At 50.9% G+C, this 16,212-nt stretch carries 12 protein-coding genes; all 12 read left to right on the top strand.

All coding sequences use genetic code 11. The annotated features are described in order from the left end of the window. Nucleotides 1-1,042 (top strand): O-antigen ligase family protein (locus MM194_RS08085; RefSeq protein WP_241343264.1); only part of this gene is annotated, 1,042 nt, incomplete at its 5' end. Then, nucleotides 1,023-1,850, top strand: coding sequence for a glycosyltransferase (locus MM194_RS08080; RefSeq protein WP_241343263.1), 828 nt, complete (start codon nucleotides 1,023-1,025; stop codon nucleotides 1,848-1,850). The genes MM194_RS08085 and MM194_RS08080, both read left to right, overlap by 20 nt. Before the next feature lie 40 nt (nucleotides 1,851-1,890). Next, entirely contained in the window at nucleotides 1,891-3,018 is a 1,128-nt protein-coding gene (locus tag MM194_RS08075; RefSeq protein ID WP_241343262.1) for a glycoside hydrolase family 99-like domain-containing protein, read from the top strand. 2 nt (nucleotides 3,019-3,020) lie between these two features. Next, a complete protein-coding gene (locus MM194_RS08070) occupies nucleotides 3,021-3,926 on the top strand; it encodes a glycosyltransferase (RefSeq protein WP_241343261.1) in 906 nt (301 codons plus the stop codon). A gap of 15 nt (nucleotides 3,927-3,941) precedes the next feature. Then, on the top strand, nucleotides 3,942-4,883 hold the full coding sequence (locus MM194_RS08065) for an SDR family oxidoreductase (RefSeq protein WP_241343260.1): 942 nt from the start codon (nucleotides 3,942-3,944) through the stop codon (nucleotides 4,881-4,883). Next, nucleotides 4,877-5,434, top strand: coding sequence for a sugar transferase (locus tag MM194_RS08060; RefSeq protein ID WP_241343259.1), 558 nt, complete (start codon nucleotides 4,877-4,879; stop codon nucleotides 5,432-5,434). Before MM194_RS08065 ends, MM194_RS08060 begins: the two co-directional genes overlap by 7 nt. A gap of 40 nt (nucleotides 5,435-5,474) precedes the next feature. After that, on the top strand, nucleotides 5,475-7,445 hold the full coding sequence (locus MM194_RS08055) for a nucleoside-diphosphate sugar epimerase/dehydratase (RefSeq protein WP_241343258.1): 1,971 nt from the start codon (nucleotides 5,475-5,477) through the stop codon (nucleotides 7,443-7,445). Nucleotides 7,446-7,536: 91 nt separating this feature from the next. Then, nucleotides 7,537-8,607, top strand: a complete 1,071-nt coding sequence (locus tag MM194_RS08050; protein WP_241343257.1) for a Wzz/FepE/Etk N-terminal domain-containing protein — start codon at nucleotides 7,537-7,539, stop codon at nucleotides 8,605-8,607. A gap of 95 nt (nucleotides 8,608-8,702) precedes the next feature. After that, entirely contained in the window at nucleotides 8,703-10,421 is a 1,719-nt protein-coding gene (locus MM194_RS08045; RefSeq protein ID WP_241343256.1) for a Wzy polymerase domain-containing protein, read from the top strand. A gap of 193 nt (nucleotides 10,422-10,614) precedes the next feature. Then, entirely contained in the window at nucleotides 10,615-11,070 is a 456-nt protein-coding gene (locus MM194_RS08040; protein ID WP_033130521.1) for a glycine zipper 2TM domain-containing protein, read from the top strand. A gap of 267 nt (nucleotides 11,071-11,337) precedes the next feature. Beyond that, nucleotides 11,338-11,991: a DUF480 domain-containing protein gene (locus MM194_RS08035; RefSeq protein WP_033130520.1), complete on the top strand. Its 654-nt coding sequence runs from the start codon at nucleotides 11,338-11,340 to the stop codon at nucleotides 11,989-11,991. Nucleotides 11,992-12,239: 248 nt separating this feature from the next. After that, the gene (locus MM194_RS08030) at nucleotides 12,240-16,094 is read left to right on the top strand and encodes a DEAD/DEAH box helicase (protein ID WP_241343255.1); all 3,855 of its coding nucleotides are present in this window, start codon (nucleotides 12,240-12,242) and stop codon (nucleotides 16,092-16,094) included. Nucleotides 16,095-16,212: the final 118 nt, after the last annotated feature.

Here is a 16,212-nt window from a genome sequence, read left to right as displayed (position 1 = left end):
TCTCTCTTGTGTCGTGGGCTCGGGGATGGGTATAAGAGACAGGATATTATCATTTAGTTTGTTTTCATTTGATAAATATAATGAGCTCACGTACCTAGAAGCAAAATCGATAGTTGTGACACTTCTTCCTGTGTTTTTTTTTAGTCAACAGCTAATAAATACTAATGATCTTGAGCGCGATCTAAGTTTATATGGGAAAGCGATGTTGATTGGCATAATATTTTATGCAGTATTAAAGCTTTCACTTGTTGTATTTGGTTTTTTCTTTGGTGTTAATACACCTGAAATTTATGAAATAGCTTTTGGTTTAGAACCGAATAAGTGGGAAATTATACCGGGATTTTATCGCGCGCAATATATAAACGATACGGTATGCATTATTCTGTTCTTTATTATTTGTCCGTTGTATGAGAATGAATCTAGCCGTTCTAAATTTTACTATTTGGGTTTTATAGCTATTTGGATTATTGCCGTCAGCTCATTCTCTAGATTGCTTATTTCTTATTGCTTATTTTTAACCTCGCTTTATCTGATCAGATATTTAAAGATAAGAATGCTTTTTATTATAGGTTTGTGTTTTTCAGCATTAATAGTGATGTATTCAGATGTTCTACAGTCCCTAATTGAAGTTAGATTGGATAACAAATATATCGCCGCATCTGATAATGAAAGATTTATGCAATTCAATTGTCTTTTTGACGCATTTAGCGATAATCCAATAGTAGGCCTTGGAATGGGGGCTTATGTTAAATCATGTATTCGTGGTGGTAACGGAACTGAATATCTATATGAAATACAGTGGCTGAGTTTTTTGATGAAATATGGTATTTTTGGTTTTATACCATTTCTGATGTACTATATTTATCCGGTTTTGTTATGGAGGCTAATAGGGGCTCTCGCTGTAAGTAGTTATTTATTGTTTATTTTGTCAGGATTAACCAATCCCTATTTATTGTCATCTACAACAAGCGTGATATTTATGGGGTTGATTCTACTATGTGCCTTTAAGAGGTTCTTACGAGATGGAGCAAAAAGTGCTTAATCTTTGTGTAGTGGTAGTTATATATAATAAATCTTTTTTTAATAGTAAAACACTTCAATCTCTGTTATACCAAAAATATGTTAAAGATTATTTATATATCACGCTTAATATATATGACAATAGCGTAGATGCTAAAATTAAAACAAATGATATCATCGCTTTAAATGAAAATTTTTCAAAGGTTAATTATAACCATGATGGTTTTAATCATCCTTTGAGTGTAATATATGAAAGAGAGTTTAAAAAAGATGGTGGTGATTACGTTTTATTGTTAGATGATGATACAACGTTGCCAGGGAATTATTTTGAAGCGTTTTTTTTACAATATAAGAAATATGGTGATGGGGTTGTATTCGTTCCAAGAATAACAATAAATGGAAAGTTATTTAGCCCGTATCATTCTTGGTTGTTTATTTCAAAACCGATAAACAGTAATCATCAAGGTCAAAGTCATGGTATATCAGCTATTAATAGTGGGGTATATATCCCTAAGACGAAAAAAATAGAAAGTTTTAAATATCCAGAATATACAACTTTTTATGGCACAGACACTGTGCTGTTTGAGTATATTAACCGTGAAAATATATGTATTGTAACTATGGGAATATCAGTGTCACATGACCTGACATTTCATCCTAGCTCTGAAATAGACAAATATATGCTTTCCTTATCAAAGGTTGTTTGCTTTTGGAAAGCTCACTATAAAAAAAATATATTTTCTTATATAATGCTGTTTTTTTACTTACTTTTTTTAACAGTAAAGCTTTCACTGAAAACGAGAAAGTTTATAAATCTATTTAATATGTAATGGTTAATGGTTAATGGTTAATGGTTAATGGATGATGTTAATGCAAACTAAAATTTTCCCTTTTTATTTTCCCCAGTTTTATGCGACCCCGGAGAATGATCTTTGGTGGGGTGAGGGGTTTACTGATTGGCAATTGGTGGAGAATGCTAAAGCAGTATCAACAAAGCAAAGGCAACCCAGGATTCCGTATGGAACGGATTTTTACGATCAATCAATAGTTATGACGTTATCAGAGCAAGCTGCTCTCGCTAAGCGTTATGGTATTTCTGGATTCAATTTTTACCATTATTGGTTTGATGGGAAATTAATTTTGGAAAAACCAGCGGAAAATCTTTTGGAAAATAAAGATATTGATATCGAGTACTTTTTTACTTGGGCGAATGAAACATGGACCCGTCAGTGGGTAGGTAAGCCAAAAGATATTTTAATAAAACAGCAGCATATAGTCGACACTGAACTTTGGAAAGCACACTACCAATATTTAAATCAGCACTTCCAAGATATAAGGTATCTTAAGGTTTCAAATAAACCAGTTTTTTGTATTTATAGGCCTGAGCTGATAAATAATTTAGATAATTTTATGTCTTTTTTTAACGACGAAGCCATAAAGTCAGGGTTTGACGGTGTTCATTTTATTGCACTCCGAGCATATGATGTAATTAATGCAGAGAATCTGTATAAGAACTTCAGTGCAATCGTTAACTTTCAACCTCGTTATGCCATCAACAAATATCTTAAAAAAAATGGTGTTGTAAAAAATGTTCTGGGAAAGATAGCTAGGCGTTTACCTGAATCTATGCAATTAAATATTGCAACAATGTTAAAGAATAAGACGTATAGTGAATTCTCCTATGATTCATATCTAGACACATTGAAAGTTCGTTCTGACTTGAATTTCCTTGACAAACCTGTATATCAAGTCGCATTCCCTGACTGGGATAATGCCCCTAGGTATAATGAGCGCGCAACGTTTTTTTCTAATGTGAAGCTTGAAAAATTTGTTGAGGCACTAGAAATTATAAAATCACAGCTTAATGAATATGATGAAAAAATAGTCTTTATTAATGCATGGAATGAATGGTCTGAAGGTGCTTATCTTGAGCCTGACACAGTCAACGGGCATAAATATCTCGAAGCTGTTAATGATGTCTTTAGATGTGAATATTAGTTATGGATAGTCGCAACAATTATAGTATTGCTGTTCTCTTGGCTGCCTATAATGGTGAAAAGTGGCTCACGGAGCAGGTCGATAGCATCTTAGTGCAAAAGCAAGTTGATATTCATATATATATTAGCCTTGACCGTTCCAATGATGACTCACTGGGGTTGTGTGTTTTTTATGCGTCCAAGTATGATAATATCACCTTGCTGCCTTATGGCGATAGATTCGGTGGTGCAGGGCAGAATTTTTTCAGATTAGTTATGGATGTTGATTTCAATAGATATGATTTTATAGCCTTTAGTGACCAGGATGATATTTGGCATGCGGATAAGTTGATTGGTGCTGTGAGGAAGTTAGACAGATATGATTGCTATTCCTCTAACGTAATCGCCTTTTGGGATGACGACCGAGAGTTACTCATTGACAAGGCTCAATCGCAGCGAAAATGGGATTTCTTATTTGAAGCTGCTGGACCGGGTTGTACCTATGTATTTAAGCGTGACTTGGCTATTGTATTTCAAAGATGGCTTATAAAAAATCATGATGAAGTCGTGAATAAAATATCGTTACACGACTGGTTACTTTATTCCTTTGCACGACATCATGGCTATCGTTGGATTATAGATTCTGAGCCGAGTATGCGCTATCGCCAGCATGCTAATAATCAGGTGGGTACGAATAATAATTGGCTTGCAGCTAAAAAAAGATTGCAATTGATTAAAAGCCATTGGTATAGAGAGCAGGTTGTAAACATTGCAGGCTTATTGGAATTGCATGACATCTCTATCATAAAATATGGTTTATCTGGCAGTTATTTAGGTAACTTATACTTGCTGTCAAAAATCAGCGAATTACGAAGACGAGGGCGCGACAGATTAGCTTTAGCTATCGCATTGCTGTTTAATTTATTCTGAATGTTGAGAACCAATATGATTCTATTGACAGGGGCCACTGGGTTTATTGGTAGTGCGATTGTGAAGCGTTTAAGTGGTACTTCTGGCATGCACATTCGTACTTATGGCCGCAAAGAAATTAATGGTCAATTCATATCACATGTGATGGGGACGGTAGATGCTGTAGCGGATTACTCATCGGCTTTGACTGGTGTTGATGTAATTATTCATGCTGCAGCCAGAGCTCATGTAATGAATGACGCTGAAACTGATCCATTGATTGCGTACCGTAATGTCAATGTGGCTGGAACATTGAATTTGGCACGACAGGCGGTGAATTCAGGTGTTAGGCGTTTTATCTTCATTAGCAGTATTAAAGTAAATGGTGAATCGACAGAGATTGATACCCCATTTAAAAGTACTGATTGCATCCATGCCAATGATCCATATGGTGTCTCGAAAGCTGAAGCCGAAACCGGGTTAAGGAAAATATCTATAGAGTCTGGAATGGAAGTTGTAATCATCCGCCCTCCACTGGTATACGGACCGGGGGTCAAAGCTAACTTTTCCGCGATGATGAATTTAGCTAAGAAAAATTTACCTCTTCCTTTTGGTGCGATACACAATAAGCGCAGTTTAGTTGCCCTCGATAATCTGGTCGATTTGATTATCACCTGCCTTGATCATCCCGAGGCGGCTAATCAAATTTTTTTGGTCAGTGATGATCGTGATGTGTCTACCACTGAGTTGCTAGAGTTGATGACCCGAGCGGCAGGGAAAGTGCCACGGTTGTTGCCAGTCCCCGTGAAGTGGTTAAGGTTGGCTGGCAAACTTACAGGTAAACTGGCGGTGATCGATAGGCTGTGTGGTAACTTACAGGTAGATATTACACATACTAAAGAGACTTTGGGTTGGCTACCGCCAATCTCGCTGGAAGAAGGCATTGGGCGTTGTTTTTTCGAGGATAAATCATGTTGATTCGGTTACTGGATTTTTTGGCAGCCTTTTTTGGTTTGCTATTGCTTTGTCCTATTCTGTTGGTTGTTATAATAATTGGTCAATTTGACACTGGATCTCCTATTTTTGTACAAACCCGAGTTGGTAAGCACAAGAAACCATTCAAGCTCATCAAATTCCGTACTATGGCGGTTGATACCAAGTCGGTTGCAAGTCATTTGGCCAGTGCAGCTTCTATTACAAAGCTTGGTGCCTTTCTGCGTAAAACAAAAATTGATGAGTTACCGCAGCTGATTAATGTTCTGAAAGGCGATATGAGTTTGGTTGGGCCTCGTCCAAATTTATTTAATCAGGAAGATCTTATTGCCGAGCGTGATGCTTTGGGTGTATACGATGTTTTACCTGGGATTACCGGACTTGCTCAAATTCAGAATATCGATATGTCTACTCCTAGACTTTTAGCTAAAACAGATCGTGAAATGATCGACTCCCTGAATGTGCGAAATTATTTTAGTTATATCATCATGACAATAAGTGGTAGTGGTAGTGGTGATGCTGTTAGACCAAAATAGTTTATAACCATTTAAATTTCATAATCATCATGGTGTGATAATGTTCACTTCATTTCTTGGAATTCCTCGTTTATACAAGCGAATTATTAGTGTTTTTGTCGATAGTGTACTGCTCTCACTGGCATTCTGGGGAGGGTTCTGGGTTCGGCTGGATGCCGCAATTCCTATTAAGAGTGTATTGCATTGGCAAACACTGCTTTTATTAATTCCAGTTACTATCATCATTTTTATGCGCTTGGGGCTTTATCGCGCAGTATTACGTTATGTCGGGTTTAAGGTGTTATGGACAGTTATGCTTGGTGTGTCTCTTTCCACCATGTTTTTAGTTATGTTGGCCTTCTTTTTGGAGGCTCCATTACCAAGAACGGTATCTGTGATTTATTTTGCTTTTGCTGTATTACTTGTGGGTGGAGCCAGACTGTTTTTTAGAATGCTGGTCAATCGTGGTAATCATAACCGGATTCCTGTATTAATTTACGGTGCAGGCTCATCTGGTCGTCAGTTACAGCTTGCTCTTAATCAAGGTCATGAATTTTTCCCTGTTGCTTTTGTGGATGATGATCCTGCAATTCGTAAGGCAGTCATTCAAGGAATCAATGTTTACAGTCCGGATCTGATAGGTGAACTAGTCGCCCGCTTTGGTCTCAAGAAAATCTTGCTGGCAATGCCCAGTGCACCACGTTCAGTGCGCCAGGAAGTGATTCACCGCTTGGAGCATTTTCCATGCGAGGTTCTCTCGATTCCAGGTATGTCTGACTTGGTTGGTGGTAGGGCTCTGATCGACGAACTCAAGGAGGTCTCTATTGAAGATCTACTTGGAAGGGATCCTGTTGACCCTATTCCGGAGCTGATCAATGCCAATATCTGTGGTAAGCGAGTGATGGTTACCGGTGCTGGTGGTTCAATAGGTTCTGAGTTGTGTCGCCAGATCGTGTGTTGCAAGCCGGCTAAGCTAGTATTATATGAGTTGTCAGAATATGGCTTATATGCCATTGATAAAGATCTGAATGAGCTTTGTTTACGTGAAAATATTGACTTGGAAATAATTCCGTTATTGGGTTCGGTGCAGCGCCAGCACCGCTTAAGTGCAGTAATGAGTAATTTCCAGATTCAAACAGTTTATCATGCCGCAGCTTACAAGCATGTGCCATTGGTTGAATACAATGTAGTGGAAGGGGTACGTAATAACGTATTTGGAACACTTTATTGTGCACAGGCCGCTATTGAGAGCGGGGTTGAGACATTTGTACTGATCTCGACGGATAAGGCGGTACGCCCGACTAATACAATGGGGGCGACCAAACGCTTGGCTGAGCTTGTATTACAAGCCTTAGCTTCTGCTCAAAATAAAACTCGTTTTTGTATGGTTCGTTTTGGTAATGTACTGGGGTCGTCTGGTTCTGTCGTCCCTTTATTTCGTAAACAGATTCTGGATGGGGGGCCACTCACAGTCACCCACCCAGATATAATTCGCTATTTTATGACTATTCCTGAAGCATCTCAATTGGTTATCCAAGCCGGGGCAATGGGGAATGGTGGTGACGTTTTTGTGCTAGATATGGGGCAACCAGTCAAGATTTTGGATCTAGCCCATCGAATGATTCGTTTAAGCGGTTTAACATTAAAGAATGATAAAAATCCTAATGGGGATATTGCAGTAAAAATCACTGGATTACGCCCAGGAGAAAAATTGTTTGAAGAGTTACTTATTGGTGATGATGTTCAAGGGACAGACCATCCCCGAATCATGACGGCTCATGAAGGCATGCTGCCATGGGAAGAACTTCGCGAGATTCTTCTTGAACTTGATAAGGCTTGCCACTCTTTTGAATATGATGAAATACGGCGAATTTTGCTAGCTGCACCAACAGGCTTTAGCCCTACTGATGGTATTTGTGATCTTGTTTGGCATGCGCGTCAGGAGGGTAATCTTAACACTGCAAAAGTGCATTCTCATGGAATTAAGTTTTTAACAATTGACGCTGATAACGTTTCCAATCAACTGAACTAATGCTCATTTATAAAATCAGTTGTGACTTTTTCGTGTAGTTAAAACTTTAATTCATTTTTGGTTTTTGCATTTAATAGATAAGAGATAGCAAATGAAAGAGAGAACCCCAGATGTACCATCTCAGTGGGTACAGCCCACTGGATCCGATGAGATTGATCTACGCGAGCTAATTCTGGTGCTATGGCGCCAGAAAATATTGATCCTGCTGATCGCAGGTGTGTTCGCCATTGCTGGGGTGGTCTATGCCCTACTGGCTCCTCAGGTTTGGGTTAGCCAAGCAGAGATCAAGCAACCGACTCTCAAGGAAACGGAATCCCTTGAGCTCAATCTCAATCAGTTGATAAATGCCCAAATCCCTGTGACAGCCTTCACCGATTTTGAAAAAAAGTCACTCTACGGTGATTTTGTTAATAACTTCAATAGTTTGAATAACAAGCGTCAGTTCTTGATTGAACGCGGCTATCTCGAGATCGATGCTGCCAAAGGCGGGGCAACAGAACCGAAACAGAAGCGTCAATTGCTCAAGAAGATGGCAGAAGGTATCAATGCCCAAGCTCTGGATAAGTTGAGTGAGGAGGTTACTCTCTCCTTTGCAGCAGATTCGGCAGAGGAAGCCAAGTTGCGTCTGGAGCAATATATCGCCTTCATCCAGCAGCAGGAGTCGGCGGCCAAGGGCAAGGAGCTCAACACCATCTGGCAGAACCGGATCAAGACGTTGGAGACTCAGTTTGAGAGTGCCAAAATGGATACCCTCAAACAACAGCAAGACGATATATTGCGTACCGAATATAGCTTGCGCATTACACAGGCAGCGGGGATAGATACACCGGTGCAAAACCTGCAGAGTCAGGGTAGCCTGAACATTGATCTTGGCGCTCGTGCCTTGGCCGAAAAGCTCAAGATCCTCAAGGAGATCAAGAACCCTGAATTCTTGAATCCGGCGCTGAGTGCCCTGCGTTTGCAGCTGAGCAGCCTTCAGGCCATCAAGCTCGAGGAACAGCCGTTCCAGTCCTTCGCCTACCAGGCTTCACCTAGCGAGCCACTGTCCCGCGACAAGCCCAAGCGCCCGCTGGTCGTGGTGTTGGCTACGCTGCTCGGTGGCATGCTGGGGGTCGGTATTGTGCTGGTACGTCATGCGTTTCGGAGATCAGAACAGGTATAGTGTTCATCTATGAGCGAAAGGGGGCATCAGCCCCCTTTTCTTTTTGAGGTGAAGAGTGATGGCAGGGTCGGTATGGGCGTGAGGGGCTGGGGAAGATGATGGAGACGGCAAGGATTTTTAGTGTGATCAGCGTGCTGTACTGGCTGCTGGGCATGCATTTCTTCATGCACAACCCGGGCGGATCCGGGCTCTATCTGCCGTTCAATGCCTGGGGCTGGGTCTTCGCTAGTCTGGTGATGGGGCTCGGGCTCTGGCAGGTGACGCGGCGGCAGACGTTGGTTGTCTCCCCTCTGATGATGGGGCTGTGGTTGGGGGGCATGTTGTTGCTGCTGCCCATGGCGTATCCGGGGTTCGAGCTCAAGGATTACGCCATTCCACGGTTGCTGGGGCTGTTTGCCGGCCTGCTGTTTCTGAGTTGTCTCTACCAATGGCGATGGGCGAGTCAGACGCGAGATAAGCTGCTGTACCTGTTATTGGGAGCAGTTTCTATTGAATCTATTCTCGGCTTGGTGCAGTTCTATCTGCTGACGCCGGGCAACTGGATAGGCTACGACACTCGGGTCAACCGCCCTTATGGCATCTTCCAGCAACCCAATGTGATGGCGAGCTTTATGGCGACCGGGCTGGCCTTGGCCATCTGGCTGGAAATGCGTGCCGACGCCCATCCTTGGCTGAGGGGACTGCGTTACGGGGTTATCCTGGCGGCGTGCGTGCTTCTGGTGGGACTGCAATCGCGGGTGGGTCAGCTTGGCGGCCTGCTGGCTCTGCTCCTGCTCGTGCCACAACTTCGTCGTCAACGGCAACTGGGCCGAGTATTGGGGCTGGTTGTACTGGGTACAGCGCTGGGTCTGGTATCTCAATATGGGATGAGTGGCGCCAAGCGCGGGCTGGAGATCTATCAATCCGGTGGCATGCGTTCCATCTACTGGCCCTACGCCGCCAAGCTGATTGGGGAGGCGCCCTGGACAGGTTGGGGCTACGGCAGCTTCGAACCCATTTTCCTGCAGCACTATATGGCCGACAAGGCGTTGAACCCGGCCATGGTGCAGATCGAATACAACCTTGACCACCCTCACAACGAGTTTCTCTACTGGGCGGTGGAAGGGGGGCTTGCTCCCATGCTCGGTATGTTGATCATGGCGGGTGCCTTGCTGTGGCGATTGAGCAAAGCCGGCTGGCATCGGGGGTTGGCCTTGCTGGCACTGGTGACGCCCATCTTGCTGCACACCCAGACCGAGTACCCCTTCTATCATGCCATCGCCCTGTGGTGGGCCCTGCTGCTGCTCATTTATGTGCTGGATGCGGAAGTGGAGGAGGGGAAACAAACCTTGGGTCATGCGAGCTGGCGGGAATATGTCTATCGTCCCTGGCTGCTGTTGCGATTCCTGGCCATCGCCATTCCCTTGGCGGTGGTGCCCTTCATGCTGACCGCCATTCACACCGCCTGGGTGGTGACCAAGTATGAGCGCGGCGGCTACAAGCAGCCGACCCTGCTGCTGGAGGTCGTCAACCCCATGGCCTGGTTGACCCGAGTGGAGTTTGACGTGAATGCGGTACGCCTGATGGTGGGCCTGCAGGCCAACAACAAGGAGGAGCTCGAGGCCTACCTCGACTGGGGCAAAGAGTTCGTGCGTCACACCCCGCGTGCCAACATCTACGCCAACATGGTGATCGCCCTCAATGCGTTGGGACGAACGGAGGAGGCCAACCGTCTGCGTACCCAGGCGCTGGCACTCTATCCGGGTGAGCCCTTGCTCACCGCCTCGGCGGCCAAGTCGGTGGCGGCGACCCTGGAGCGCAAGTCTTCCTCCTGATGGCATCGCAGACCCGCTTTGTTTCATAACGGCCGCTTTGCGGCCGTTATCATTTCCATCTCAGGCAAGCTTGCAGTCAGCTTTAGAGGTGTAGTCTCGTTGGAAAATGGCGAGGGCTCTCAATGATCTACGAGCCATTCATCAGCCAGTTGCCCGGATCAAAGGGCATTCATTCTTCATCGGAGTCGACATCGTGAAAAGAATCGCATTCATCGCCGCCAGCCTGCTCATCCTGACCACCTCGTCCGCCATGGCCGGTACCAGTGCCAAGGTCGAATACGGCACAGTGCAGGAGAGCCGCCTCGTCGGCACACCGAGCACCTCCTCTCACCAGCAGGGGAACCGGCCACTGCGCACCATAGGGGCAGCGGCCCTGGGGGCTGCCGCAGGCAGCCAGTTTGGAGGTGGCTCGGGTCAGACCATAGCGACAGTAACGGGGGCCATCGCCGGGGCCGAGGTATCGCGTCGTCGCCAGGGGGATCAGGGGTCGGCTGCGACCGGGCAATCGGTCGAGCTGCTGATCAAGACCGAGGCCGGGACACTGCTCAATGTCGTACAGGAGAGCGATCCCAAGCTCAGCTTCAACAAGGGGGACAGAGTGCGCATCTTGACCTCGGGGACTGATACCCAGGTCGACAAGACCCTCTAGGTTGGGATCTCAGCTCGGACGTGAGATGCATCCTGCCGCCGCGATGCCTGGCGAGTCGCACCCAGGATAGGCGGCACTCTGGCTTTGTCGCCAGACCCAAGTCGCTGGCTGGCTTCGATTGGGTTGCGTTATGCCAGGGCGCCCCGACCTGAACTGTGCGATGTTTCATCAAGGGTTTGATTGGCTCGCAAAAATGCGGTTCAGTGCTGGACGCACGGAGTGCCTTGGCTAAGATAACCGCCTTAACGTTTGGCAAGGGAGATTGAAATGGAGTTAGTACTAGGCCCGCTGGAGGCTCGCGTGATCGGCTGTCTGATAGAGAAAGAGATCTGCACGCCGGATCAGTACCCTCTCTCTCTCAATGCGCTGGTCAATGCCTGCAACCAGAAGAGCAATCGCGAACCCGTGCTGGAGCTCTCCGAGCTGGACATCCGCGCCGTCATCGACGAGCTGATCCGTCGCCGTCTGGTGGTCAATACCGCCGGCTTCAACGCGCGGGTGCCTCGCTATCAGCATCGCTTCTGCAACACCGAATTTGGCGAGCTGAAGTTCAGCGCCCAGGAACTCGGCATCATCTGCGAGCTGCTGCTGCGTGGTCCGCAGACGCCGGGTGAGCTGCGCTCGCGCACCAACCGGCTGTGCAGCTTCGATGATGTGACCCAGGTGGATGCCGTGCTGGCCAGGCTCGCCGAGCAGGGCCCCTATGTGGTCAAGCTGCCGCGCGAACCGGGCAAGCGGGAATCCCGCTACGCCCACCTGTTCAGCGGTGAGATAGATCTGCAGGCCCTGGCCGAGGCGGCCCCCGTCAGCCACCAGGCTTCTCCCGCCGCCGATCGCTTGAGTATGCTGGAGGACGAGGTCGAGGCCCTCAAGGCGCAGTTGCAGGCGCTGGAAGCGCGACTGGCCGAGTTGGAAGGCTAAGCCCTTCGCCTGCTCATCCCACTGTGGACCTCATGAAACAAGGCGCTGCGGCGCCTTTATATTGTCATTTCGCCGCATTTTCCCGCCATTTCTCCGCATTTAACCCTCGTTGTCCCTCTTCCGCCCCCTCGTCGCTCCGGGTCATAACATGAGGCTGCCCGCTTTTTTTGTACTAATTCGCGGTTAAGGGTCGAGCCGCCGCCGCTTTCCCGTTAAAATTCCGCCTTTGCACCTGCCCGTGAGTTCTGATGTCAGCCTTCACCCTCTCTTCGGATTGCTATGCCCTGCTTGGCGAACTGCAATTGCAGCGCACCGCCAGCCCTCGCTATTTGCTCGATATGCTGCCGGCGCCGCTGTCGTTGCAGGCGCTGATCGACAAGCTGAACCAGCTGCAACAGCAGGGGTTGGTGCGGCTGCGCGGGGAGCAGCAGTGGAGCCTGACGGCGGAGGGAAGCCTGACCCTGATCCTGGCGGTACGGGCAGGGCAGTGCCCCATGCCTGACTGGACGCGGGTGCCATCGGTTACCGGTCAGGAGATGGCACAGGCCCTGGTGCGCGAACTCTGTCTGGGGAAGGCGGGTCAGATCCCGGCCTATTACCAGAGTGCCGAGCTGCTGAGCCTGCTGGACTTGCCCGACGCCCATCGCCTGTTGCCGGACGCGAGCCCGGCTTGGCAGCAACTGCTGCTGGAGCATTTTGCCCTGCAGACCCTGCTCGACGCCGAACCTGAGTCAGGCTGGTCGCTGGCACAGCCCACTGCCGCCTGCGCCCCCGAGCTCGCGAGCCAGGTCCATGGGCTGGCCACCGAGTGGGAGTGGCTCTGTGGCCCGCTCGCCGGCGAGGTAACCACTCACTGGCCGGCCTTGCAACAGCTGGCTGAGCGGGGCGGGGAACAACCCCTGGCCGAGCGCCTGCTCGGCGCGCTGGGGCAATGGCAGCAAGAGGAGGGGCGAGCGCCCTGGCCGCGGATGTTCAGTGCCCTGCTCTGGCTTGGCTGGTTGCAGCAAGCCGACCCTGTGCTCGCCAGCGAGCAGCGCAAGAAGTGGCAACGCAGCCTCGGTAATCAGTGCCCGCTGCTTGCCGATCTGCTGGCGCAGTGGGCCGGTGATCGCCATGGGCAGGCGGTCGGGCTGTTCGATACCCTGCAATTACCGCTGGAGGAGTTGCATTGGGGCTATCTCTGGCTCGATCTCTGCACCCTGGCGCGCCATGGGGAGCAGAGCCCTCAGGTGGCGATCTTGCACAAGTGGGATCTCTCCCATGTGCTGGAGGCCACTCCCCGTCATCGCCTGATGGCCTTCTGCCAGGATCTGCTGCGGCTGTTGCTTGGGCTGGGAGCCGAGCACCTCCCGCTGCAGCAGCTGCGTGCCCCCCAGGATCCCGATGCGAGCGACGAGTCGGACGATGAAGACAACACTCCCGCCTCGGCCAGCTGGCTGAACTGGCTGCAGGGGCTGGGGCGCTCCAGCGGCGTGCGCAAGGCGCAGGAGCGGCTGGTGTGGCTGCTCCATGCCGATGGTCCCGAGTTGGAGTGCAAGATCCAGAAACAGAGCACCAAGGGGGAGTGGACCGCCGGTCGCCGGGTCGATCCGGCCCTGCTCTCCACCCAGTATGCCGCCTTGCTCGACGAGGCAGACTGGGCGCTGGTGCGCACCCTGCCAAGGGGAATGAGCAAGTTGCCGCGAGATGCCTGGGCGCCGCTCGCGAGCCACCCCCGCCTGTTCAATGCCAAGGGGCAGAAGCTGCAACTGGCCATCAGTGCGCCCTTGCTGCAGATAGTGGCGACCGAACAGAATTCAGAGACACCGGGCATGAGCGCCGTGTTGAGCCCGGCCGCCGCCGCTCGTGGGGCGCACATAGTGCCGCTGGCGCAGGACTTGTGGCAGCTCATCCTGACGCCGCAAGCCCTGCTGGACAAATTGCCGGCGCTGGAATCCATCCCGCAGCTGCCCGAGGCCGGCTTGGCTGAGCTGCAGCGCACCCTGGACGCCATCCCCGATCTGCCCTGGCACAGCCAGGTGGCGGGGCTCAAGGGCAATGCCGAGCTGGCTCCCTGGCCGGGCGTCGCCGCGGTGCAGCTCGATTGGCAGGACAGCCAGCTGGTGGTGCAACTGGTGACCCGACAGGGGGAGCTGCCACCCTTGCCGCTCGGCAAAGGTGAGGCCATCGTCCGCCAGGGGGTCAGGGACTATCACTACTGGCAGCGGGATCTGCTCGCCGAGAAGGGTGAGGCCCAGCGCCTGCGCAACCAGCTGCCCATCGGGCTGCCGGGCAACGAATGGAAGCTGGAGGGTGAGCAGGCGCTGACCCTGGTCAACTCCCTGCCCGAGCTGGTGGAGGCCGGAGTGGTCATTCACTGGCATCAGGACAGCGCGCGGCTCAAGAGCCTCGACGAGGCCGCCCTGAGTCTTCGCATCGAGCGGCGCCAGGACTGGTTCCAAGTGGAGGGGGCACTGGCGCTGGATGAGCACCAGATCCTCGACCTGCGCCTGATCCTGCGCCAGCTCACCCCGGGTCAGCGCACCGTCCAGCTCGACGAGAAGACCAGCCTGATGCTGAGCGACAAGCTGGTGGAGCGCCTCACTATGCTCGGCGCCATGCTGGACACCGAGCAACGCATCAACAACAAGCTGGCCTATCCCCTGGCCCGGCTGCTGTCGGCGGTCACCACCGCCGGGGATGACGCCTGGCAGTCGCTGCAACAGGAATGGCAACAGGAGGTGGAGTGCGCGCCCGAGCTGCTGACGGCGCTGCGGGACTATCAGAAAGAGGGGGTGCGCTGGATGGCGACCCTGGCCCATCACGGTTTCGGCGCCTGCCTGGCCGACGACATGGGCCTCGGCAAGACGCTGCAGGCGCTGATGGTGCTGCGCATGCGCCAGCATCTGGGCCCGGCGCTGGTGGTGGTGCCCAAGTCAGTGGTCACCAACTGGCAGGAGGAGGTCGCACGCTTCGCCCCCGAGCTGGAGGTGGTGGTGTTTGAGAACCCCGCCGAGCGGGAGGCGCTGATCCAGGAGGCCAAGGCCGGCCAGATCATCCTGGTCAACTACGGCATGCTCGGCAGCCTGGCCCAGGCACTCAAGTCCCGTCGCTGGGCGAGCATGGTGCTGGATGAGGCGCAGCAGATCAAGAATGCCGGCACCCAGCGTGCCAAGCTGCTGTTCCAGCTCGACGGCGATTTTCGCCTCGCCCTGTCCGGCACCCCCATCGAGAACCATCTGGGGGAGCTGTGGAGCCTGTTCACCTTCATCAACCCGGGCCTGCTCGGCAGTCTCGGCGAATTCAAGCGTCGCTTCGGCAAGGCGGTCAAGGATCCCCAGCACATGGCGTTGCTGCGGGCGGTGATCAGCCCCTTCATCCTGCGCCGCCTCAAGCAGCAGGTGCTGACCGAGCTGCCGGACAAGACCGAGATCATCCATCACATCAGCCTCTCCCCCGAGGAGCGCCAGCTCTACGAGGCGACCCGGCGTGAAGTGGTGCAGCAGGTGCAGAGCGCCGATGGCCGCGCCCTGATGCACGTGCTGAGCGGCCTGACCCGGCTGCGCCGGCTCTGTTGCTCGCCAGCGCTGGTGATGCCAGAGTGGAACCAGACCAGCAGCAAGCTGGATGAGGCCATGGCGCTGCTGGAGGAGGCCATCGACGGCGGTCATCGGGTGCTGGTGTTCAGCCAGTTCGTGGATCTCTTGAGCCTGCTGCGCGCGCGCATCGAGCTCAAAAAATGGGACTACTGCTACCTGGATGGCGGCTGCTCCGCCAAGTCGCGCCAGGAGTCTATCCTGCGGTTCCGCCACGACCCCGTGCCGCTGTTCCTCATCAGCCTCAAGGCGGGCGGTACCGGCCTCAACCTGACTCAGGCCGATACCGTGCTGCACCTGGATCCCTGGTGGAACCCGGCGGTGGAAGATCAGGCGAGCGATCGGGCGCACCGCATGGGCCAGACCCAGCCGGTGACAGTCTATCGACTGGTGTGCGAGCAGACGGTGGAGGAGAAGATAGTGGCGCTGCACGACGAGAAGCGGGCCCTGGCCGATGGCCTGCTGAGTGGCCAGTCCGAGGTGCGTGGCCTGGACGTGGAGAGCCTGCGCGCCCTGCTGATGGGGTGACAGCGGCAACCACTGCTCGTGCATTCGTCCAGGCAAGGGGATCGTCATCATGGCGATCCCCTTGTCATTTGAGAGGGGTGACCCCGTTGCCGGCAGGATGGCTAGCCGCAACCCGGTG

The sequence above is a fragment of the Aeromonas sp. MR16 genome, from assembly GCF_022549315.1.
Classification (GTDB): domain Bacteria; phylum Pseudomonadota; class Gammaproteobacteria; order Enterobacterales; family Aeromonadaceae; genus Aeromonas; species Aeromonas aquatica.
This window is presented reverse-complemented; position numbering and strand designations above follow the sequence as displayed.